This is a genomic window from Alkalicoccus saliphilus (assembly GCF_003044065.1).
In the GTDB taxonomy this organism is placed as follows: domain Bacteria; phylum Bacillota; class Bacilli; order Bacillales; family Salisediminibacteriaceae; genus Alkalicoccus; species Alkalicoccus saliphilus.
Genome location: NZ_PZJJ01000006.1, coordinates 63,912 through 86,039, shown reverse-complemented (window position 1 = coordinate 86,039; position 22,128 = coordinate 63,912). Strand labels below are relative to the sequence as shown.

General features: G+C 45.8%; 18 protein-coding genes and 1 riboswitch. Of the genes, 13 read left to right on the top strand and 5 right to left on the bottom strand.

All coding sequences use genetic code 11. The features are described 5' to 3' along the window. Positions 1–128: 128 nt before the first annotated feature. The gene (locus C6Y45_RS05770; RefSeq protein WP_425427857.1) at positions 129–1,451 is read right to left on the bottom strand and encodes a PFL family protein; all 1,323 of its coding nucleotides are present in this window, start codon (positions 1,449–1,451) and stop codon (positions 129–131) included. A gap of 50 nt (positions 1,452–1,501) precedes the next feature. Beyond that, a complete protein-coding gene (locus tag C6Y45_RS05765) occupies positions 1,502–1,777 on the bottom strand; it encodes an ACT domain-containing protein (protein ID WP_107584158.1) in 276 nt (91 codons plus the stop codon). Between the two features lie 261 nt (positions 1,778–2,038). Next, positions 2,039–2,116, bottom strand: a riboswitch (glycine riboswitch). 130 nt (positions 2,117–2,246) lie between these two features. Here C6Y45_RS05765 and C6Y45_RS05755 point away from each other — a divergent pair. Next, complete coding sequence (locus C6Y45_RS05755; protein ID WP_245922585.1) at positions 2,247–3,338, top strand: serine hydrolase domain-containing protein; 1,092 nt, start codon at positions 2,247–2,249, stop codon at positions 3,336–3,338. 19 nt (positions 3,339–3,357) lie between these two features. Here C6Y45_RS05755 and C6Y45_RS05750 read toward each other — a convergent pair whose 3' ends face one another. Continuing rightward, on the bottom strand, positions 3,358–4,437 hold the full coding sequence (locus C6Y45_RS05750) for an acyltransferase family protein (RefSeq protein ID WP_107584154.1): 1,080 nt from the start codon (positions 4,435–4,437) through the stop codon (positions 3,358–3,360). Positions 4,438–4,632: 195 nt separating this feature from the next. Here C6Y45_RS05750 and C6Y45_RS05745 point away from each other — a divergent pair, with 195 nt between their 5' ends. The 9 genes from C6Y45_RS05745 (at position 4,633) to C6Y45_RS05700 (ending at position 14,364) form a co-directional block, all read left to right on the top strand. Next, positions 4,633–5,535, top strand: a complete 903-nt coding sequence (locus C6Y45_RS05745; protein ID WP_107584152.1) for a DMT family transporter — start codon at positions 4,633–4,635, stop codon at positions 5,533–5,535. A 262-nt stretch (positions 5,536–5,797) separates the two neighbouring features. Next, on the top strand, positions 5,798–7,075 hold the full coding sequence (locus tag C6Y45_RS05735; RefSeq protein WP_107584148.1) for an ammonium transporter: 1,278 nt from the start codon (positions 5,798–5,800) through the stop codon (positions 7,073–7,075). Next, positions 7,072–8,013: a DUF294 nucleotidyltransferase-like domain-containing protein gene (locus C6Y45_RS05730; protein ID WP_107584146.1), complete on the top strand. Its 942-nt coding sequence runs from the start codon at positions 7,072–7,074 to the stop codon at positions 8,011–8,013. Before C6Y45_RS05735 ends, C6Y45_RS05730 begins: the two co-directional genes overlap by 4 nt. After that, entirely contained in the window at positions 8,010–8,729 is a 720-nt protein-coding gene (locus tag C6Y45_RS05725; protein ID WP_107584144.1) for an exonuclease domain-containing protein, read from the top strand. Before C6Y45_RS05730 ends, C6Y45_RS05725 begins: the two co-directional genes overlap by 4 nt. Positions 8,730–8,896: 167 nt before the next feature. After that, positions 8,897–10,165 (top strand): threonine ammonia-lyase IlvA, encoded by a 1,269-nt coding sequence (gene ilvA / locus C6Y45_RS05720; RefSeq protein WP_425427854.1) that lies wholly within the window; start codon positions 8,897–8,899, stop codon positions 10,163–10,165. A gap of 142 nt (positions 10,166–10,307) precedes the next feature. Then, positions 10,308–11,168 carry a CvfB family protein gene (locus C6Y45_RS05715; RefSeq protein WP_107584140.1) on the top strand — a complete coding sequence of 287 codons (861 nt, stop codon included), beginning with the start codon at positions 10,308–10,310 and terminating at the stop codon, positions 11,166–11,168. 302 nt (positions 11,169–11,470) lie between these two features. Beyond that, complete coding sequence (locus tag C6Y45_RS05710; RefSeq protein WP_107584138.1) at positions 11,471–13,618, top strand: type IA DNA topoisomerase; 2,148 nt, start codon at positions 11,471–11,473, stop codon at positions 13,616–13,618. Between the two features lie 159 nt (positions 13,619–13,777). Beyond that, positions 13,778–14,077 (top strand): pepsin/retropepsin-like aspartic protease family protein, encoded by a 300-nt coding sequence (locus C6Y45_RS05705; protein ID WP_107584137.1) that lies wholly within the window; start codon positions 13,778–13,780, stop codon positions 14,075–14,077. 80 nt (positions 14,078–14,157) lie between these two features. Continuing rightward, entirely contained in the window at positions 14,158–14,364 is a 207-nt protein-coding gene (locus tag C6Y45_RS05700; protein ID WP_107584134.1) for a KOW motif-containing protein, read from the top strand. Between the two features lie 60 nt (positions 14,365–14,424). On the opposite strand, the gene C6Y45_RS05695 is transcribed toward C6Y45_RS05700, so the two are convergent. After that, the gene (locus C6Y45_RS05695) at positions 14,425–15,792 is read right to left on the bottom strand and encodes a hypothetical protein (protein ID WP_107584133.1); all 1,368 of its coding nucleotides are present in this window, start codon (positions 15,790–15,792) and stop codon (positions 14,425–14,427) included. Positions 15,793–15,845: 53 nt separating this feature from the next. On the opposite strand from C6Y45_RS05695, the gene C6Y45_RS05690 reads away from it, so the two are divergent. Next, a complete protein-coding gene (locus tag C6Y45_RS05690; RefSeq protein ID WP_107584131.1) occupies positions 15,846–16,670 on the top strand; it encodes an SDR family NAD(P)-dependent oxidoreductase in 825 nt (274 codons plus the stop codon). Further along, positions 16,667–18,019: a hypothetical protein gene (locus tag C6Y45_RS05685; protein WP_107584129.1), complete on the top strand. Its 1,353-nt coding sequence runs from the start codon at positions 16,667–16,669 to the stop codon at positions 18,017–18,019. Before C6Y45_RS05690 ends, C6Y45_RS05685 begins: the two co-directional genes overlap by 4 nt. Here C6Y45_RS05685 and C6Y45_RS05680 read toward each other — a convergent pair. Further along, a complete protein-coding gene (locus tag C6Y45_RS05680; RefSeq protein WP_107584127.1) occupies positions 17,996–18,319 on the bottom strand; it encodes a hypothetical protein in 324 nt (107 codons plus the stop codon). The two genes, C6Y45_RS05685 and C6Y45_RS05680, sit on opposite strands and share 24 nt — an antisense overlap. 214 nt (positions 18,320–18,533) lie before the next feature. Between C6Y45_RS05680 and C6Y45_RS05675 the strand changes: the two genes are divergently transcribed. After that, positions 18,534–22,100, top strand: a complete 3,567-nt coding sequence (locus tag C6Y45_RS05675; protein WP_107584125.1) for a dynamin family protein — start codon at positions 18,534–18,536, stop codon at positions 22,098–22,100. Positions 22,101–22,128 lie beyond the last annotated feature (28 nt).

Below are 22,128 nucleotides of genomic sequence, written 5' to 3'. Positions count from 1 at the left end.
TATTCAGTGGAATAAACGTTATGTCAACACCATAGTATAGAAATCACTAAATTTTCAATAAGTTTTTATGCAGAATAAAAATGTTTTAAAAGGGAAGTTTAACAGACACTTGATTTATAAAATCTTTGTTAGTTGATCAGGGCCTGAAGAGGGGCGGGAATTCTGCCGCCCCGCCGGATGAACTTTTCCGGAGAGCGGGGATTGAGACTGATAACAGGTGCTCTTCCGAGGAGACCACCGAACTCTGCCATGTCTCCTTCTTTCATTCCCGGCACCGGAATAACCCGGACGGCTGTTGTTTTTTTATTAATCATCCCAATCGCCATTTCATCCGCAATCAGTCCGGAAATACTGGAAGCCTCAGCATCTCCATTCAATGCAATCATATCGAGTCCGACAGAGCAGACGCAGGTCATAGCTTCAAGTTTGGAGAGGCTGAGGGAGCCGTCTTCAATTCCTTTGATCATCCCGTTGTCCTCAGACACGGGAATAAAGGCCCCGGAAAGTCCGCCGACATAGGAACTTGCCATCGCTCCGCCTTTTTTTACCGCATCATTCATCATGGCAAGAGCTGCAATTGTTCCGTGGGTGCCGACCTGCTCCAGTCCAATTTCTTCCAGAATTTCAGCGACTGAATCATTCATGGCGTTGGTGGGGGCAAGGGAAAGATCCATGATACCGAATTCAATGCCGAGGCGTGAAGCGACTTCCCGGCCGATCAGTTCGCCGGCCCGGGTAATTTTAAAAGCTGTTCTCTTAATAACTTCGGATACTTCTCCAAGATCGGCATCAGGGTAGCGTTTTAAAGCATTCAGTACAACACCGGGCCCGCTTACTCCGACGTTCAGTACGACTTCCTGCTCGCCCGTCCCGTGGAAAGCACCGGCCATAAATGGGTTATCTTCCGCAGGGTTGCAGAAAACAACGAATTTGGCACAGGCGATGCCATTGCTGTCAGCCGTTCTTTCGGATGCTTCTTTGATGACTTCACCCAATTTTTTAACCCCATCCATGTTAATGCCTGTTTTCGTTGTAGCCACTGATACGGATCCGCACACTCTTGCCGTTTCGCTTAGTGCCCTCGGGAGGGCATCGAGGAGTACATTGTCCCCCCGGGCAGCTCCTTTATGAATAAGAGCAGAAAAACCCCCGATGAAATCTATATCCGCCGCCGCCGCTGCTTTATCAAGTGTCTTCGCAAGTTCCACCGCATCTTCCACCGTAGAAGTGCCGAGCAGTTCGGCAGCAGGTGTAATGGAAATACGCTTATTTACAATCGGTATACCGTACTCTTCTGATACTATTTCCGCTTCCTGCACAAGCGTGCCTGCGTGGGAAAGAATTTTCTCGTAAACGAGCTTTCTCATCACAGCAGGGTTCTGGTCCATACAGTCCTTTAAGCTGATTCCCATTGTCACCGTCCGGATATCCAGCTTTTCCATCTGAATCATACGGATCGTTTCCTGAATTTCCTGAAATGCTAAACTCAAAGCTTTTCCTCCTAAATACGGTGCATCGTCTGGAAGAGATCCTCCCGCTGCACGTCTATTTTTAAATGCATTCTGTTTCTGATTTCCTCCAGGTCAAGCTGAAGTTTTTCCATTTTTTCCGGATCTTTTATTTCCACAAGCATCATCATCGTAAAAAAATCCTGCAGAATAGTCTGGGAAATATCGAGTATATTAATATCGTTATCTGCAAGTACAGTGGTGACACCGGCAATAATACCGACCTGATCTTTACCTACAACGCTGATGACTGCTTTTTTCTCTTTCATCTTTCCACCTGCTTTCCTTAAAATAAAGGCTCTATTAAGCTCCAGGTTGTTTTTGGAGTGTCGGCGGCTTTTTTTCCCATGCCTAAAAAAAGCATGAGACTTTCTTTGGCAGGCCTGCCGGATGGAAACGGATTTTTTCTCCAGTCATCAACTGTGAATGCTTTAACAGAGGCTGAAATAAAATAACTGCCTACACGGGCATAAAAAAAAGGACTGGTTCTGAAACCATTCCCGAGCACAAGCGAAAAATAAATCTTTAGATTATTTTCTCCTGTCCGTGTGCCTGAGATTGTGAACCCTTCGGCGCTGCATAGCTGCAGTCTCTCCAGAAGCTGCTCCTGTGGTAGTGAGCCCACCACTTTCATCGCAACGATTCAGTTGTAAGTTAAAAGCTATCAGCTTTTTAGAGAAGCGTCAAGCGGGGAATGGTAAAGGGGAGGCTGTTTCTGATATATTGTTAGAAACAGAGATGCCGCAGAGGATGATCGTGTTGTTTAACCGTATGATAACTGTGTTAATTACGATAATACTATGTCTGGTGGGAGCTTTTATGTATACGTACTATTCCATGGAGCCGGCGGAAGAAACAACGTGGGAGTATCACAGTTCCCCGGAAGAGGCCGGCTTTAATCCGGAAGCGCTGGATCAGGCCAGAGCTTATTACGAATCACTTAATTCCACCGCTGCAATGGTAGTGTCGGAGGGGAAGGTTCTTTTTTCGTGGGGGGACGTAACAAAAAATACGAATGCCCACTCCGTCCGGAAAAGCTTTTTGTCAGCACTTTACGGTATTGAAATGGAGAAAGGGTCTTTTCGTACTGATGATACACTTCATGATTATGACATTGATGACCAGCCGCCGCTTACCTCAAGGGAGCGGCGCGCCTCCCTGTCGAACCTTATGACTTCCTCATCAGGCGTATATCTGCCTGCAGGTGAGGAATCCTGGGGAATGAGGCTTGCCCGGCCGGCACGGGGCGACTATGCTCCCGGGGAAATGTTTTACTACAACAACTGGGATTTTAATGTGCTTGGTACGATTTATAACAACGAAACAGAAGAAGATCTGTTTGAACATTTTCAAAAACGCATAGCCGAGCCGCTTGGTATGGAGGATTTTGACATCGGTAATACGACGTACAAATACGAAAACCGGCGTTCCAGACACCCTTCCTATTTATTTCGTATTTCGGCCAGGGACATGGCGCGTTTTGGTCAGCTGTATTTACAGAATGGGGTATGGGGTAACGAGCAGATTGTCCCGGAGGAGTGGGTGGAGGAAAGCACTTCCCCCAAAATGGAAGTTCCGGGAAACACGATTTTCGACTACGGCTATTTATGGTGGACAGCTACAGAATCCCCGTATGCTGATTTGAAAATGTACTCTGCCGTCGGCCGCTACGGTCAGTCTATAGATATTATCCCTGAGCTGGACCTCGTTTTTGTGCACCGGGTGGATTCCAACCGTCTTGCATTTCAGTTTACAAGGAGTGCAGTTAACGATCTGCAGCGGCTCCAGCTGCTTCAGTTTGTAATTGACTCCAAAATAAGGGAAGATTAAAGAACCCGCCCCGGATCCGCTATATGCGGTCCGGGGCAGGTTTTTTGGGAGGTTTATAAGGTGCACCGATCTGACCGATGACCATATACCCGTATTTCCAGCGGTTCACAAGCAGAATGGTTAAGATAGAAGCAGTCAAACTAAATACGAAGAGAAGGATAATGTATCCAAAGCCGATCGGCAGCGGGTTTATCTGAAAAAAGAAATCGAACAGAAAAATATAAAAGTAATGGAGCAGGAATATCCCGAAAGAAAACCGGCTGATATATTCTAAAAAAGCAGGAAGCTTTTTCATTTCGGCAGTAATATAAAACAGGAAAAAACTGCACATTACTGTATGTATCATAATATCTGTTCTTTTCGAACTGTGTACCTGCAGGATGCCGGAATGGTAAAAGTATAAAAGCATAATGCTCGTAACGACCGGTCCGAGAATAAACACGTAGCGCCACTGGACAATAAAACGGGAGAATTTTTCATAGTATGTTCCTGCATAATACCCCACGGAAAAATAAAAAACCCAACCGAACATGGGCACCCAGTAAAAGCGGTCCCATATGTACGAGCCGGCCGGCAAGTTTTCTGGTGGGGAAGTGAAATTAAAAAATCCGAGGTACCCGGCATTAATGATAAACGTAATAGTAAGTACGACCCATGGTTTCCATTTCTTCAGCTTCCGGTGAAATAAGAAATGAAATAGATAGAACTGGAATATGATTAGAATAAAATAACCGTGGTAATCCCCCAGGAGAACATTCATAGCCATTTTAGCGACCCCGGCCTGCAGTCCTTCAGCGAAAAACGGGAGAGCATAAAAAACACCCATACATACGAACGGAACTAAAATAAACCGCATTCTTTTGGTTAAAAAGTGAGAAGGAAGTTCCCGGTTGCGGTAGGAATATGCGATCAGGAATTCAGAAATAAAGATAAACATCGGGGTTCCATAGTATAGTATCATCTGTATGGAATCAAAAAACAGGGCGTAAATTTCCCCCATTTCCCGTATAGTCATAGTTTCAATACCGATATGTATGCTGTGCAGCAGTACAATACTGAGACAGCCGATGCTTCTAAGCATAAATATTTCCTTGATCAATCCGGCGCCTCCTTTCTAAAGGCTGTGCAGCAGGCGGCTGAGGAGCCCTTTTTCATAAGCAGGATTTAAAAGTGATTATTGTTTGTACGCACGCCCGGCGTGTCGTAATTCCTAACATACCATAAAAATTATTTGTCACATAGAGTGATGCGGTATTTCAAAGTACTGCAGTAAAGGAAAGAGAGGGAATTAATAGTGAATAAAACGTTTACATACCTGCTGTTACTTCTTGTTATGTTTATATGGGGACTGAACGTCGTAGCTGTCAAGTTTCTCGTCGAGCACATGGAGCCGGTACAGATGCAGGGCTTGAGGATTGGAGTGGCAGGTATCGCAGCAATGGCGGCGGTACTTCTATTAAAAGAAACGAGCCGCCTGTCCCGCCGGGAGTGGAAAATCATTGTTTCTGCGGCGTTGTTCGGCCAGGTCGGCCACCATGCCTTTCTGGCTGTCGGTCTGACAGAAACTACTGCTGCGAACGGTTCTCTCATACTGGGTCTTATTCCGTTAACAACCGCCCTGCTGGCAGTTATTTTTCTCGGGGATCCGTTGACAAGGTGGCGGTTCGCCGGAATCATACTCGGGTTTCTCGGAATAGTTTTCATTATACTGAATCCGGAGGAAGGCGTTTCCTCTGCCTCAAGAGGAGATTTGTTTGTTTTCTTATCTATGCTGTCTCAGGCTGTTTCCTTTATTCTGATTAAGCAGGCTTCTGTCACTGTGTCGCCGCGCTGGCTTACAGCGCTTATGCTGCTGATCGGATCAGTCAGTCTTTTGATGTTAAGCTTTTATATTGAACCATCATTTGGAGGGTTTGCCGGTTATAGTGTTCTCGTACTGAGTGTATTTTTCGGGTCAGCGATTCTTGCCACCGGCATGGGCCATCTGCTTTTCAATGCTGCGATTCAGAAAATCGGTCCGGGTCAGAGTGCCCTTTTTAATAACTTTGTGCCTTTTTTTGCACTTCTCGGATCATATTTTCTGCTCGGGGAAACGATTTACAGCAGCCAGATTATCGGTTTTATCTTTATTGTGACCGGGGTGCTTCTCGGTACCGGATATATGGAACAGGTGATATTAAAGAAAAAATACAGCTGATTCAGCGTCCGGTGAATATTCTTTCTCTGATTGAAAGAAGCTTTTTTTAATCGTAAAAAAAAGCTTCTTTTTTTGGCGCAAACAGCACAATTTTAAGAGTAAGTCCTTATGTTCAAAGTGATTTACGAAGGTATTGTACGGAAAATAGTCTGTTAAATTTTCTGACAAATTCGTTGTGTCAGAATATTCCGCCGGTATACTAAGGGTCATAGCTGCTGGTACATTTGCTGACAGCCATAACAAAAAAAGGGGGAATAAAAACATGGAGGACATGTTTTTACTGAACAACGTCTGGGTCATCGTAGCTTTTATTTTAGTACTGCTTATGCAGGGAGGATTTATTCTTCTTGAAGCAGGATCCACCCGGATGAAAAATGCCGGACACATTGCCGGGAAAACGATTTTCACTGTAGGAATAGCTTCCCTCGTTTTCTGGGCTGTAGGGTACGGTTTCATTTACGGGGAAGGTAATCTCTTTATCGGCTTATCTGACTTTTTCTATGGAGATTTCACTTCTGCGGTAGACGGCCTTGCAGGATCCGTTGATTTTATTTTTCAGCTGGCGTTTGCAGCGATTGCATTAACTATTGCTTTCGGGGGCTTTGCTGAAAGAGCGAAATTATCTGTTTATATTATTTTTGCTGTTGCATTTTCGGCTGTCATTTATCCGGTAGTAGCACACTGGATTTGGGGAGACGGCTGGCTCGCCGGACTCGGCAAGCAGGATTTTGCCGGTTCTACCGTGGTCCATCTTACTGGTGCGATGGCAGCGCTGGCTGCGACTATTATATTAAAACCGAGAATTGGAAAATTTAATAAAGATGGTACGGCGAATGATCTTGCCGGACATAACCAGGTTTATACCGCTCTTGGCGTACTGATTCTCTGGGTGGGCTGGTTCGGATTTAACGGGGGTTCCACACTTGGAGCAGAAGGGGCATTTTTCGGATATGTGGCCCTGACAACACAGCTTGCGGCAGCAGCCGGTGCTGTAGCGGCTATGGTGGTCGTCTCCGCTTTTACCGGGAAAAACGATATTCCTACTATGCTCAACGGTGCGCTGGCCGGTCTGGTTGCTATTACAGCGTCGACAGCTTTTGTAGCTCCATGGGCTGCAGTAGTGATCGGGGCGACAGCCGGACTTATTGTACACTTCAGTATGGTGTTTTTCCAGAAGCAGCGCATTGATGATCCGATTTTTGCTTTGTCTGTCCACGGGGTGGCCGGTATCTGGGGTACACTTTCGACAGGATTTTTTGCTACACCGGCCCTGGCCGAAATGAATGGCGGTCTTCCCGGGCTTTTCTATGGTGGAGGTGTTACGCAGCTCGGTGTTCAGTTTACAGGGGTGGCAGTTTCCGCTCTTTATGCTTTTGCGGTTTCGTTCATCATCCTTAAAGTGCTGGATAAAGTACTTGGAGGCATTAGAGTATCGGAGGAAGAAGAACTTATTGGACTGGATATGAGTGAACACGGAAGCTACGGTTATCCGGAGAACCTTGCGGAAAAAACAGAATCAAGAGAGAAGCACGGCGCATGATAACAGCCGAAAAAAACATAAAGGAGGATTTCCTGACCGTCCGGGAGCTGAATGAGAGACACGATGAAGTAATGCGCGGTGTCGTTAAAGATGCCATAGTCAGTATGGAAAGCGGGTATGGGCTTCTGCCCGCCCGTTTTTCTTTTCTTCTTATGGGAAGTGCCGGACGGAGGGAACAGAGCATCCTCAGCGATCAGGATCATGCGCTCCTGCACGATGGGACGGAAGAAGATACAAAGTATTTTCTTGAGCTTGGACGGAGAATTACAGCCGGCCTTACGGAAAACGGCTACAGCCTCTGTGAAGGCCGGGTCATGGCTTCCGAACCGAGGTGGTGCAGGACGGTGGACAGCATGAAGGAGCAGGTGCTGGACTGGGTCAGGGAAGGAACGTGGGAAGGAGTTCGCCATGCGCTAATTTTATTTGACGCCCGTCCGCTTACCGGAAGCGGTCAGGGGATCCGTGAAATCAAAGAAGCTTTATTTCAGCTGCTTCGTGAAGATCCCGAAACGAGGGAGCGAATTCTTTCCAACACTTCTTTCCGGATGCGCAGAAAAAATATATTTGGTCAGATTCTTACTGATCAGCACGGCTATTTCGATTTTAAAGAAACGGTGCTTTTCCCTTATGTAAACAGTGCGAGAACTGGAGCGGTCCTGGAGGGGATTACTGCTGTCAGCACGCTGGAGAGGATGGAAGAGCTCGGTTATACTTTTCCATCTATGCAGCCCGCTGCTCCGTCTTTCCAGGACGCTCTGGCCTTCCGTCACAAGAAGTGCAGAACGAAGAAATTTTACGAAGAAGTTCATCTCGTTCACGCGCCGTCGCTGGACCGTGGAGAGAAGCGGAAAGTAAAGGAGTGGATGAACGAAGGGAGCCGGCTGATGGAAAACATCCACTCCTATTACCGGCATCTGGAAAGGAAGAGGCAGCAATGAGACTGATCGACCTTTGGAAGCAGCAGCTTGGGGGAAGTACTTACCCGGCTAAAGGAAGGAGGGATGCCGAAGCGATCGCCTACGCAAGAAGACTTCAGCGCGACCGGAAACAGATGGAGCATCTGACTCTTCCTCTCACGGAACTGCCGGTTGCAGCTTTCGATTTGGAAACTACGGGTTTTTCTCCCGGAAAAGGAGACACCATTTTATCTATTGGCGCTGTGACGATAAATCGCGGTAAAACAGAAGAGTTTTATTCCTTAATCTATTCCGATAAACCTCCCCCCGCACATATTACGGAACTGACAGGGATAACCGGAGAACAGCTGAAGGAGGCACCTTCCGCAGAGCACGTATTGAAGGACTTTTTGTATTTTATCGAAGGCCGTACGCTGGCGGCACACCATGCCTCCCATGAACGCCGTTTTATGGAAAAGATTCTGTGGGACCTGTTCCGGATGAAATTTAATTACCGTCTTCTTGATACATCCTACATGGCAGCTCTTTTGTCTCCCGATAAACCACTGCATACGCTGGAGGAATGCTGCGGTCATTTTAACATTCCACTGGCCGAAAGGCATCATGCCCTGGAAGATGCGAAGGCTGCTGCAGAATTATGGAAGATGTGTACGGAAAAATTTGAGGAGGAAAATTGTCTGTCCCTAAAGGATGTTTATACGAAGCTTGCCCAGAAAAGACACGGAACCCTTTATTAAAGGGTCTGTGTCTTTTCTTTTTTCAATGGTATACAGGCATAATTGAAGGGGAATTGTTTTGTTAATTAAATAAGAGCGCTTACAATATGGAATGTTGTGTATCCGCTGTTTTCAGGCCGTGCAACCTGTGTTACTATTAGTCATAATATTCGAAATAAGAGGAGATTTTGCAGATGGAAGAGACAACAAAGCAAGGAGTTCAGGTAAAAGATATTCTGCTTGCCCACCAGGCTCTGAAAGATGTCGTCGTTAAAACACCACTTCAAAAGGATGCTATCCTGTCAGAAAAGTATGAAGCGGACGTTTATTTGAAGCGGGAGGATCTTCAGGTGGTTCGATCATTCAAGCTGCGTGGTGCATACAATCTGATGCAGGGGCTGTCCGAACAGGATCTCCAGAAAGGGGTTGTGTGTGCAAGTGCCGGTAACCATGCCCAGGGAGTCGCCTATTCCTGTAAAGCGCTAGGGGTCCGGGGAAGAATATACATGCCTTCGACGACTCCCCGTCAAAAAGTATCCCGGGTGGAGTTTTTCGGAGAGCCTTTTGTGGAAGTTGTTTTAACAGGTGATACGTTTGATGATGCGTTCCATGAAGCGATGACACTTTGTAATGAGGAAGGCATGACATTTATTCACCCGTTCGACGACGTCCGTACGATCGCCGGACAGGGGACCGTTGGAATGGAGATACTGGAGGATATTGATGTGCCGGTATCCCACGTCTTTATGAGTATCGGAGGCGGCGGACTCATCTCGGGAGTCGGTTCCTATTTTAAAGAAATTTCTCCTTCTACAAAGATGATTGGCGTGGAACCGGCAGGAGCTCCCGGAATGAAGACGTCCTTCGATCACGGTGAAGTAACTTCCCTGCCTAAAATCAACAAATTTGTTGATGGAGCGGCAGTTAAAAAAGTCGGGTATACAAGCTATGAAATTGCTAAAAACGTGGTCGACGATATTGTGCTGATGGATGAAGGTCATCTCTGTTCCACCATGCTGAACCTTTACAACGAAAATGCGATTGTCGCTGAACCGGCGGGGGCCCTTTCGGTGGCCGCGCTTGATGATTACAAAGATCAGATTAAAGGGAAGACGGTCGTGTGCGTAGTCAGTGGTGGAAACAATGACATTGACCGGATGCAGGAGGTAAAGGAACGGTCGATGATATACCAGGGACTGAAACATTACTTCATCGTCAATTTCCCACAGCGTGCCGGTGCACTCCGGGAATTTTTAATCGACGTTCTTGGGCCGGATGATGACATCACAAGGTTTGAGTATACGAAAAAAAATAATCGGGATAAAGGACCGGTACTGTGCGGAATTGAGCTGAAATACCAGGAAGATTATCACGCGCTTATTGACAGAATGGACAAAAAAGGTTTTGCTTATATAGAAATTAACAAAGATGAAGATCTTTTTAATCTGCTTATTTAATTTCAATCCAGACCTTATCAGTGATATATTCATTGATAGGGTTTTTTAAATTTATTGACAATACTGCTTGAGCGTATGAGGGATAAGCCCGGCATATGATTTTATACACGCAGAAGCAGGTAATTACAGGAGGAAGAATATTATGGATCAGGCACCTATCAGTGGACAGATTGTTACAGCCAATTTTTTTAAACAGACGAGAAAAGGAATCGTACTGGAGTATAAAGGAGAACATATACTCCTTCCGGCAGAAAATGTGGAGGAAGCACCCGGAAGGACAGCTGAGGTTTTTATTTATGAAGATAAACAAGGTAAACTCACTGCTTCAACAGCACTTCCGGAAGTGACAGTTTCATCCTATGGATGGGTATATGTCGTGTCGGGGATAGATGCAGGGGTGTTTGTAGACATCGGTCTTCCTAAAGACATTCTTGTTTCAAAAGACGATCTTCCTGAAAACAGGGACTTGTGGCCGGTAAGGGGAGACCGTTTGTTTGCAACGCTCGATCATGACCGCAAAGGGCGGCTGAAAGCTGTCCCCGTTCAGGAAACGGTTATCGCAGAAGAAAAAGAACCGGCGGATAAGAGTCTCTACGGGGAGACAGTCAAAGGGAATGTGTACAGTCATAAAGATGCCGGAACGGCTTTAATTACGGAAGACGGCATCCGCGGTTTTATCCATGAAAGTGAAGCTGATTTTCTGCCGCGGCTCGGACAGCTTATTGAAGGAAGAGTTATCGATGTGAAAGAAGACGGGACAATAAATGTTACACTGCGGGATGAAAGGGTTGTAGCTCAGGGGAAAGACGCTGACAAAGTACTCCAGGTGCTTGAGAAAAGAGGCGGGGCCATGCCTTTTACCGATAAGTCAACGCCGGAAGAAATACAGGCTGCTTTCGGATTAAGCAAAGCCGCTTTTAAGCGGGCGCTTGGAAAATTGATGAAAGAAAACATCGTCAGTCAGGAACCCGGACGCACGTTTATAGTGGAAAAAGAAAAATAAAAAATAACCTTTTATGAGAAGTTGTCCGCAGGTGGCGCGGGCAGCTTTTTCATGGTTTGGCAGTAGTGAAAACAAGTCTTTCCCCCGGGAGAGTAAGGCGAGACTTTTTAATACTTAGGAAGGCTGCGTATTCATGCAGTGCGACTGTGGATGGAAAGTGGAATTTCTCTGCACATACAGCAGCCAACTCGTTTAATGGCAGCCGCTAAGCTTCCACCTTTTTATTGCGCCAAATGATGTATGGTTATAAAATAAAGGGGATGGAAACAAATGTTCTTTCACCTGAAAGGAGGCTGTGGACAATGCAGCTTATTATAGCGGAGAAACCGGATCAGGCCAGAAAACTGGCTGCTCCTTTTCCTTTTAAAAAAGAAAAAGATCATATAACGATAGAGCCATGTGCTGTTTTTCCCCGCGGTGCGGTTATGACGTGGGCTCTTGGGCACCTGCTGGAACCTGTCCCTCCCGAAAATTACAATAAAGAATGGAAGCGGTGGAAACTTGACTGTCTTCCCATGATACCGGAAAAGTTTAACTACCGGGTTAAGCGCAGACGGGAATTCAGTGTTATTCAGCAGTTTGCAAAGCAGGAAAAAATAAAAAGTATTGTCCATGCCGGTGATCCCGAAAGAGAAGGAGAAGCGATTATCCGGTTGATCCTGAAAGAAATCAACGTCCATAAACCGTTGTTCAGACTATGGATTTCCTCTCTTACTCCCCAGGCTGTTCAGGAAGGATTTGCGCAGTTAAAAGACGGAAGGGAAACAGAACCTCTTTTTACAGAGGCGGTCAGCCGTGCCTATGCGGACTGGCTTATAGGAATGAATGCATCAAGAGTGTATACGCTTCTTATGCAGCAGCATGGTGTTCAGGATGTTTTTTCTGTAGGGCGTGTGCAGACCCCGACCCTCTGCCTTGTCGTGCAGCGGGAACACGAAATTGCAGCGTTTGAACCGGAACCGTACTGGGAAGTGGAAGCGGAGTTTACACATGGCCATGGGACGTACAAAGGAACGTGGACGGACGAAGGGGAATCAAAAATCAAGAGCCGGGAGCTTGCAGAGAAAATAGCTGATTTTGCTGAAAATAAACCGGCAGAACTGACAAATTATACGGCGAAAGAAAGAAAAATCCCGCCGCCGCAGCTGTTTTCGTTATCAACACTTCAATCCTACGCGAATAAAGCGTTTAAATTTTCTCCTAAAAAAACGCTGGATACGGCACAGAAGCTTTACACGAAAGGGCTCATAACGTATCCTCGTACCGATGCAGCCCACGTAACGAAAGAAGAAGCTTCTCAGTTCCCCTCGATGCTCGCAAAACTGAAAAACATTTCTGCGTTCACCTCGTACTTCCCGCTCAACGGGCAGTCTGTGTTAAATAATAAGCGGTATGTAGACAGCAGAAAAGTGAAAGATCATTACGCAATCATTCCGACAGAAGAAATAAAAGATCCGGAAAAACTGGCTGACGACGAAAAAAAGATATACAGTGCTGTCATTAAGCGTCTGCTGGCAGCTCATGAGAAAGTCTGTATCATGGAGGATCTGTCAGTGAAAACACTTGTGGACGGGAGGGCTGTATTCCGTTCCAAAACGTCCCGGATGGTTCAGGAAGGATGGAAAAAAATTCTTCCTTCCGCGGAGGATAACAAAACTGAGAAAGGGCTGCATAATCTCTATAAAGGACTTCCTTCCAAAGTGACAGAGGCGGAGGTTATCTCAAAGAAAACGAAACCTCCGAAAAGATTTACGGAAGGAGACTTAATACAGCTGATGAAAACGTGCGGCAGGCAGCTGGATCCCGAGCTGGCACAGGTGATGAAAGAAACTGAAGGACTTGGTACAGAAGCGACGAGAGCCGGGATTATTACAGTGTTAAAGGACAGAGGATATATTCGTGTGACAAAAAATATGGTTTTTGCTACAGAAAAAGGTGAGGCATTATATTTTGCTGTATCCGGTACTATCCTGGCGTCCCCGGAAATGACAGCAAAGTGGGAGCAGCGCCTTGCGGAAATAGGAGAAGGAAAAAAAGGAGCCGGTGCCTTTCTGGAACAGGTGAAGAAACTGACTTCCCACCTCGTCACCGAAGCTCAAAAAGAATCCGGCGAATGGAAAGTGGATAAAGAAGCACTCCCTGCACAGAGTAACAGAAAGAGCGGCAGAAAACGGACAGTAAAGGCTGGTCCGTGCCCTCTGTGCAGTGCAGATGTAGTCGACAAGGGGAATTTTTACGGGTGCAGTGCCTACAGGCGTACTTCCTGCAGCTTTACTATATCCAAAACGATTCTTGGGAAAAAGATCCCCTTAAAACAAGTGAAAACACTTCTTAAAGAAGGTAAAACGGAAAAAATTGACGGTTTCAAAAAAGGAGAAGAAACGTTTCAGGCAGCCCTGGCATGGGACGGGGAAAATAAAAAGGTTATTTTTTCTTCACGGCCTTCCTAAACGGTGCCGGCAGACCAAAAAGACCCTGTCGTGTACAGTTTTAGAAAGCTGTGGGGAAATCATCTGCCGTAAAGTGACGCCCTCTGTTTTTCAGTGGTAAAATTATGTATAATGACAGAAAAGCATACTTAAGCATGTTACCTGAAGGGGGAATACATAATGAAACCACTTGAAAAAGAAGATGGACGACTGTATACAGAAGCCAGAGTTAAAATACACGGGGAATATGAAACATTTCGAGTTCTTATCGATACCGGGAGACGCTCCACTGTTTTTAACCGGAATAAAGTTCCGCACGACGTGCTGGACGCTGTAAGTATCGGGCCGTTAAAAGTAAGCAGTTTTTCTGTGGAACTTGAAGATATTGAAGAAGACGGGATTGTCGGACTGGATTTTCTTTTAAAAACCGGAGCCAAACTTAATCTGGATGCGATGACAATCTCCAGTTCAAGAACGTAATGTAACTTTAGTTGACCTTATAAATAGAAGCGTGTATTATCACCTTGAAAGAATGTTCAGTTGGAAGGGAGAGAAGAAAGATGGCCGAAGAAGAACAGGAAGAAGTACTGGTGCAGTCCGGTGATCAGGTACTCGTTACAGCGGGTGACTATAAAGGGGAACTTGCAAAAGTAATTTCACCATATACAAATTCCATCTCGGTAGAAATGGAAAACCGGGATGAAGATGGAGCGAAGCCAAGAACCGTGCTCCGACATGCGGAATATGAACTTGTCGAAAAAGCATAATAAAACGACCAGCCGGAGTAACAGGGCTGGTCGTTTTTGATGTTGAAAAAAATAAGCAGGTTACAAAATTCCAGTAAGATGGAGACTGTAAAGAAAGAGAACGAGCAGTGTTCCTGCAGCGGCAGTGAATCCCATATTCTTTTTGGATAATTCCAGGGGGGTAATTTTCATTAGTCTGGAAGACATGAGAATTTGACCGGCAAAAGGAGAAACCTGTGTAGCGGTAGTCCATGAAGCAAGGAGAAGCAGCGAAGCATACTCGGGACTGATCTGCAGAGCTTCTAGATTCAGGGAGCTGCCAATACCGATAATGATGACTATCGGATGAAAACCGATAAGGGCAAACATAGTAGTAACAGCTATGATGATCACTGTAAACAGCAGGACCGACCCGGAAGTCCAGTCGGCAAGGCGGCTTGAAATTACTGTACCTGCATCTGTGGCTGAGACAGCGGTTCCGAAAAAGCCGGCCGCTATAAAGATCGAAAGTTCATTTCTCAGCCGGAGAAAAGCGTGGGAGGAATCTTTGATAAGTTCTGCATAATAGCCGTTGGCTTCTTTTTTGATGAGGGCGTATAATGCGGGAAGAAACACAGCTGTTGTACAGACAATAACAATCATTGAAACATCGAACATATAGTATAAAAGGAAGGATAACCCCGTAAAGATCCCTCCGAAGCGGAGCAGCGGCAGTATTGATGCCTCTCTTCCCATCGGCTCCGGCTTGTTTTCCACGATCTGCTCCTGACTGAAACTCGTAAAGCGGAGCCAAAAAGCTGCAGTAAGGGCGTAAATTAATGCCATGATCATTCCGAAGAGACCGATAGAAAACCAGGAAACATCAAAGAGTGCAGTAATCAGACCCACATTGACAAAGTACGGGGACCAGAGCATACAGCAGGCAAAAGCTCTCATCATATGCAGCGTCAGTTGTTTTTCACGGAAGGATCGAAAGCTTTCATCAGCAATCTGTCGTATAATAGCCAGTGATCCATAATTAAGTACAAAGCCGATGCTCAGTGTCAGCAGGAAGCTGAGACGGTATGGGTGGCTTCCGGAAACGGTGCTCCGCTTAACTATAAACTGTTTTAGGCTTGTTAAATACCCTGTGTAGCTCATATATGTACCTGCAAGGGGGATAAGAAGAAAAAGAGCCAGTATGTTGGCGTTCGTACCAAAAGCTTCGGCCGCTTCCCGAGGACCGGTACCTTCCTGAATGAAAATGAAGGAGGCACTTCCGGTCAGAAGCAGTATAATAAGCTTATTAGGTATCGAAATAACGAGAAAAGCGGCAGTCAGCAGCAGAAGGGAAAGCAGACCGTATATAAGCGACATATCTATTGTTACAGCAGTATCCAAAAGAAAGATCAAAGCTGTTATGTAGGCGGCGTAGCCAAGAAGCTGAAAAGGTTTTGCCAGTATCCTCACTCCCTTCTCTGTCCAGTCAGCTTTATCGTATCATAAATGAAAGGAGGCCAGGCATGAAAGATCGCATTATAGTAGTCACCGGTGCAGCCGGGGGCTTTGGCCGTAAGATCGTCCATCAATTTAAAGAAGACAGCACCGTTATTGCCTGTGTGCGGAAAGAGGAGGACATAAACAGCCTCTACAAGGCAGGAGCAGCGGCCGTTTACCGTATGGATGTAACAGTGAAAGAAGACAGGTGCACGGTGATGAAAAAAATAGCAGAAAAATATCGGAAAATAGATATACTGATCAACAATGCCGGGATGTGTCAGGGAGGGGTCCAGGAAGCGCTGGATGATACTGACTGGGACCATCAGTTCAATGTAAATGTGACGGGGACTGCTTCCGTAACCCGGCTTGCACTTCCAATGCTTAAAAAAAGCAGTGCCGCAAAGATTATTCAAATGGGCAGCGTAAGCGGCAGGATCGGGCTGCCGGGCGTGGGAGCTTATGCCGCTTCCAAATTTGCTCTCCGCGGTATGAGTCAGTCTCTCCGTTTTGAGCTGCTTCCGCTGTCTATTCATGTCACCCTGCTTGAAATTGCCTCATTTAAAACAGCTATTTGGGATAAAAGCCGGGATACTGCTTCGTACTACGATGGACAGGATTATAAAGAGCTGGAAACATATTTAAAAGAAAAAGTTGAACATACGTCCATAAAAGCAGCGGATCCTGAAGCGGTCATAAAAATGATCGTCAGAATTTCCGAAATGAAAAAGCCTGCCTTCCTGTATCGTGTCGGGGCGGGAGCAGGAATATACGCGCTTATCGACAAATGGATGCCGATGCGGATCCTGGAAAAAATTGTTGTAAACAAAACAGGAGGGAAGTCCGGATGATCCACCGGGACAATCATTACCTTCTGTTTTCCATAGTAGTCTTTTTATACATATGCACACTTTTTGTGAACATTCCCGGTGTTCGTGAAATTCTTGCCGTTCTGGTGCTTTTTCTCTTTTTTATCTCTGTCCGGTACGCCTCCGGTCTTTTCCGGATACTTGCAACTGTATTCAGCGGTACGGGGATTATTCTGATCTGGAGATATAATCTCCCGGTGTGGGAAAGCATCATGTATGTTAATGATAATCTGGCTCTGTTATCGCTTCTTTTTATGCTTCCCTGGATGTCTGGTGCGGTCCGGTCCGGCAGATACGACCGGCGGATCAATACGATGCTTGCTTCCGACGTATCAAGACTCGGCCAGCTTTATCCGAGGGCACTGGGCGTTTCCTATATTCTTACGGCATTTATCAACCTTTCCGCTCTAAGTCTGAGTCAGGGTGTTTTAAAGGAGAACCTCAAAGCACTGGAAACGAAAGTACAGCAGAGTTTTATCGCCAAAACGACGCTGCGGGGCTTCGCTGCTGCACTCTGCTGGAGTCCTATGGAAATACTTGTTGCCATCAGCGTGGATGCTACAGGGGTGAGCTATTTTACGATGCTTCCCTGGCTGATGCTCGTATCATTTCTCACGTTATCTCTCGATGGGATTATCGGCAGGAACAGATGGAAAAACACTCCCTATATTTCAGATGCACCAGCGGCTTCTCCGAAACGACTTCTGCCTGATTTACTGCAGCTTGCAGCAGCTCTCACAGTGTTTCTTATATGTATTGTTGCCATCGGAAACTTTTTTCAGCTGAACTTTATTTTAACGGTTACTCTCGTCATTTTTCCGTTTGCATTTCTGTGGGCCGTGGTGATCCGCCGTACGAGAAGTTTTTTTAAACTCAGCGTTCCACTCTGGAAAACTCGCGCGTCCCATATGCAGAATTTCGTTCTGCTGTTTGTTTCACTGGCGTTCTTTTCCTCTGTGCTGAATGAAACCCCTCTGCTGGAAGTTATTCAGGCGCCGTTTCTGGCTGTGGAAGATACTCCATGGATCGCCCTTTTTATGATTCAGGGCGCATATCTTCTTCTGAGCATGACAGGGATTCATCCGATCGCGGTAATTGCTGTCCTCGTGGAAGCCGTAACACCGCTTTTTGCTGAAGCAAATCCTCTCAGTTTTGCGATTGTGCTCGTCACAGGGGCCCTGGCTACCGCCACGGTAGGGACATATGGCGTAACGGTGACGCTTACCGCCGCAAATACTCTTCAAAATCCGTATCGTATTACGTGGAGGAATATGCCTTTTGCGGTAATGTACGGATTGATCGGAACGCTAACGGCGGTTTTTCTTTTGTGACGGATGAAGCAGAATAAAAGCAGCGCAAGCGGCTGCTGAAATTATTAAAAGCAGGAGAGCAGGAACGTATCTCCCGTATTCAAGCGGCAGCAAAAGAATCAGTCCAGCGTTAATGCCCGCTCCTGTAAAAAACCAGAATGGAGTAAGTACGGGATAGAAAACAAAATAGCCGATGAGAGATACAGCGAAAATAAACAATACCGCTGCAAAATAAGGTTCCCTGGAATAATCGGCTGCTGAAAAAAACAAATAGGAAAGCAGCAGTCCGCTGAAACATCCGAGTACGATCCGGTCCAGCATCATATCACCTCCGTAAAGTTATACAGGAAAAAATTGTTTTACGTTCTTGTTTCCGGGAAATCTGCACCGGCAGCAAAAGAAAGTTGTTCTTATTCCAGTATACCGTATGGATTGCAGCGGAATAAAGACAGGTCATTTTATAAGCTGTACGGATGCTTATTTCAATTTTCCAACATTTTCGATATAGTTAAATAGATAAGGAGGAGGTATACGTATGATAGAATTGGAAACTCTGCATCTGACACCTCAGGAGGAAGAACGCCTGAGAAAAATAGAAGAAAAAAGATCAACCGGCGTTTTTGAGATCGCTTTCTGCGGACATTTCTCCGCAGGGAAATCGACGCTGTTGAATGCACTTGTAGGAGCTGAGGTACTTCCGACCAGTCCGATTCCGACGAGTGCCAACGTGATTAAAATAACGAAAGGGGAGTTCGGCCTCAAAGTTCTCGGTCCGGAGAGCCGCGTGCTCCATTCCTTCACCGGTGAACTTCCGTGGCGTGAAATAAAAGAGTGGGGAAAAGAGGGGGAGATACGCGAAATTCATATTTCAGCACCAATTTCTTTTCTTTCTTCCAACGGAGTTATCGCCGATACACCCGGAGTGGATTCCACCGATCCCACTCATGCAAAAGTAACGGCTGAACAGCTGTATTCGACAGATGCGATTGTTTATGTAATGGATTACAATCACGTGCAGTCGGAAACGAACCTGCATTTTTTAAAGCAGCTCTCTGAATCAGGAAAACCTATTTTTATTGTAATCAATCAAGTGGATAAGCATGATGAAAACGAAATGTCAGTGAATGATTTCCGCAGTCGCATAGATGAAGTGTTTGAGGAATGGCATATCCGCTATGTTCAGTTTTTCTTTACAACAATGAAAGAACTGGAGCATCCACTGAATGAATTTGCGGCCTTTAAAAATAAAATTAAAGCGATTCTTCAGGAAAGCCCGGCTTTTACAGATCCGGCCCAGCAGGCACTGAAAAAAGGATTTTACGAAGCTCTTACCGAACGTCTCCAGTCCGATGTGGAAGAAAAAAGACAGGAAGTGCTGCAGCGTGCGGAAGATGCGGGCTTTGCATCATCAGAAGTCGAGGAAGTGTCTTCTGTTAATGAAAAGCTGAAGCAGGCTGAAATGTATGAGGAACTGCTGGAGGAAGCTTACGAACAGGAAATGAAGCGACTGTATGATAACGTACATTTGTTCCCATCAACTACAACAGAGCTTGTGGAGCGGTTTGTCCACTCCAAACAGAAACAGTTTAAAGTCGGTGTGCTTTTTTCCGGAAGAAAAACAAAAGAGGAACAGCAGAAAAGGCTTCGCCAGTTAACGGTGGAGGTGAATGACAACCTGAAGTCCCAGCTGATTTATTATGTGGAGGATTATTTCCGGCGCGTCCCGGTACAGGAGCTGGCAAATAAAGAAGATTTTCTTAAAGCAATGCAGGAACTGGATATGCATGTCACCGAAGAGTGGATTGACAGCTGGGTCACGTCCAAATCGACGAACAGAGAATATATTTATACGCTGACGAGACAGATGAATGACCAGATTGTCAGAGACGTGAAAAGAAAAGGCGGAGAACTGCTTTATTTGTACATTAAAGGTATCAAACCGCGGAAGGAAGCGGAAATCAGCGGTCTGACCGAAAAAAAGCAGCAGCTTCAGGAGCTGGAAGCATACCACGAGGAGCTTCTTTCTATTCAAAATAAAGCGCAGCTTCTGTTAAAAGAAGCAGAAAGATATAAACCGAGAGCGGGATCGGTTAAGCCTCTGGAAGATCTGCTGAGTGACATTCAGAGTTCCGGGGAAGCCGAAGAAGAATCTTTCTGGCAGAACATAGACATTGCTGAAGCGGAGGAGGAAAACCTGAACGAAGAAGAAACGGTGGCGGAAAGTAAGGTCATTCTTAAAGAAGAGGCAGTAGCTCCATGGCTTCAGCAGCTGTCTTCCTGGAAAGAAGATTTTAAGAACCACACGTTATTCCGGGAGGAAGGAGCATCCCTGCAGCAGACGATCGAAAGTTATAACAAATCATCATTTACAATTTCACTTTTTGGGGCTTTCAGTGCAGGCAAATCAAGTTTCGCCAACGCGCTGCTCGGGGCTGATATCATGCCTGTTTCCCCGCACCCTACGACAGCTACCGTCAATACCGTGCGTCGTCCAGATGAGGAATACGGGCACATGGAGGCAGTAGTCCACTTCAAAGACCGGACCCGTCTTTCAGAGGAGATCCGTTCTGTTGGAAGATCCCTGCGGCAGGATCTTGATATTGACTCTCTGCCGAAATGGAATTACCGTGACTTGACGAAGCTGACAAAGCAGCAGAAGTCGAGCGTGGATTACCTGAAAATTCTTCAGAAAAGCCTCCGAGAAAAGCAGCAGGTGGTAGGGACCTCGGAAAGAACAGAAATTGGGAAGCTCGCCCCTTACATCGCGGATGAGGAGACAGCCTGTCTCGTCGATGAAGTAACGATGTATTACGACTGTGGACTGACCCGAGAAGGAATTATTCTTGTAGATACTCCAGGTGTGAATTCGATTCATGGAAGACATACAAATGTAGCTTTTAAGCAGCTTGAAGCTTCTGATGCTATTTTTTATCTGACATATTACAACCACGCTTTTTCAAAAGCAGATCAGTACTTTCTTCAGCAGGTCAGTTCCGTCAATGAAAGCTTTACAAACGATAAACTGTATTTTGTTATTAATGCAAGTGACCTGGCAGAAACGGATCAGGAGCTGAAACAGGTAAGACGGCACGTATCCACCCAGCTCAAAGAAAATGGATTTACAAATCCGAGACTGTACCATGTTTCCAGTAAACTCGCGTTAAACCCTGAAAGTGGAGATGATTCCTTCTCTGCATTTTCTGTACATTTCTACGACACGGTGCTTGCGGAGCTGAAACAGCTCGGTCTTCAGCTTATCGAGTCAGAAGCTGCCAGACTGTATCACCGTCTTAAGCATTTCGAAAATTATATGACTCAGGAGTCCGAAGATAGAAAAACGCTTCTGAATAAAGAGAAGCAGATTATAGAAGAGGAAATCAAGGAAGTTTCCTCCCAGTCGTTTCAATATGTGGAACGGGACGCCCTGCGCGAATTGGAACAGCTTTCCCTCTATTTAAGAAAACGTATGAGTTATGTCCTTCATGATTATTATCAAAATTCGGTGAATGTTTCCGTTCTTACTGCAGAAAATAGAAAAGCTCTGCAGCAGCAGCTGGAACAGGCCCTGACAGACTGGTCTGCAACAGGCGAACAATTTTTAAGGCAGGAATGGGAAGCAGTATCGATCCGGCTCGATCACGCAATTCAACGGCTGTTCAGAAGCTGGTGTGATACGTATGAACAGGATCTGCAGAAGAGAGTCAGCGGATTTCATTTTCCGAGACCTTCCTTTCAGACGGGGATCAGAACGCCGCTTGAACCAGTCAGTCTTCTTGAAAATATCGAACGTTATAAATCTTTTCTGAAAAGTAAAAAGGAATTTTTCGAGCAGGACAAGAGCAAAGAGCTGAAAGATACAGTCGTCCAGGATGCGATGGAGCGGGTGACAGATGTACTTCAGAAAAAAGAATACGAAACACAGGAAGTACTGCATGAGGCTGTAAAAGAAATTACTGAAACGACGCGGGGAGAAGTAGTACAGGCACTAACCCGGGAGCAGGAAAAGTATGAACTGCTGATGGATGCAGAACAGTTGTCTTTCATCCAATCGAAAAAGAATGCTTTTGAGCTGCTTCCGCCTTCCCCGTTGAAACAGGACTAGTTTTTTGATCACGGAGTGAATCCCCTAT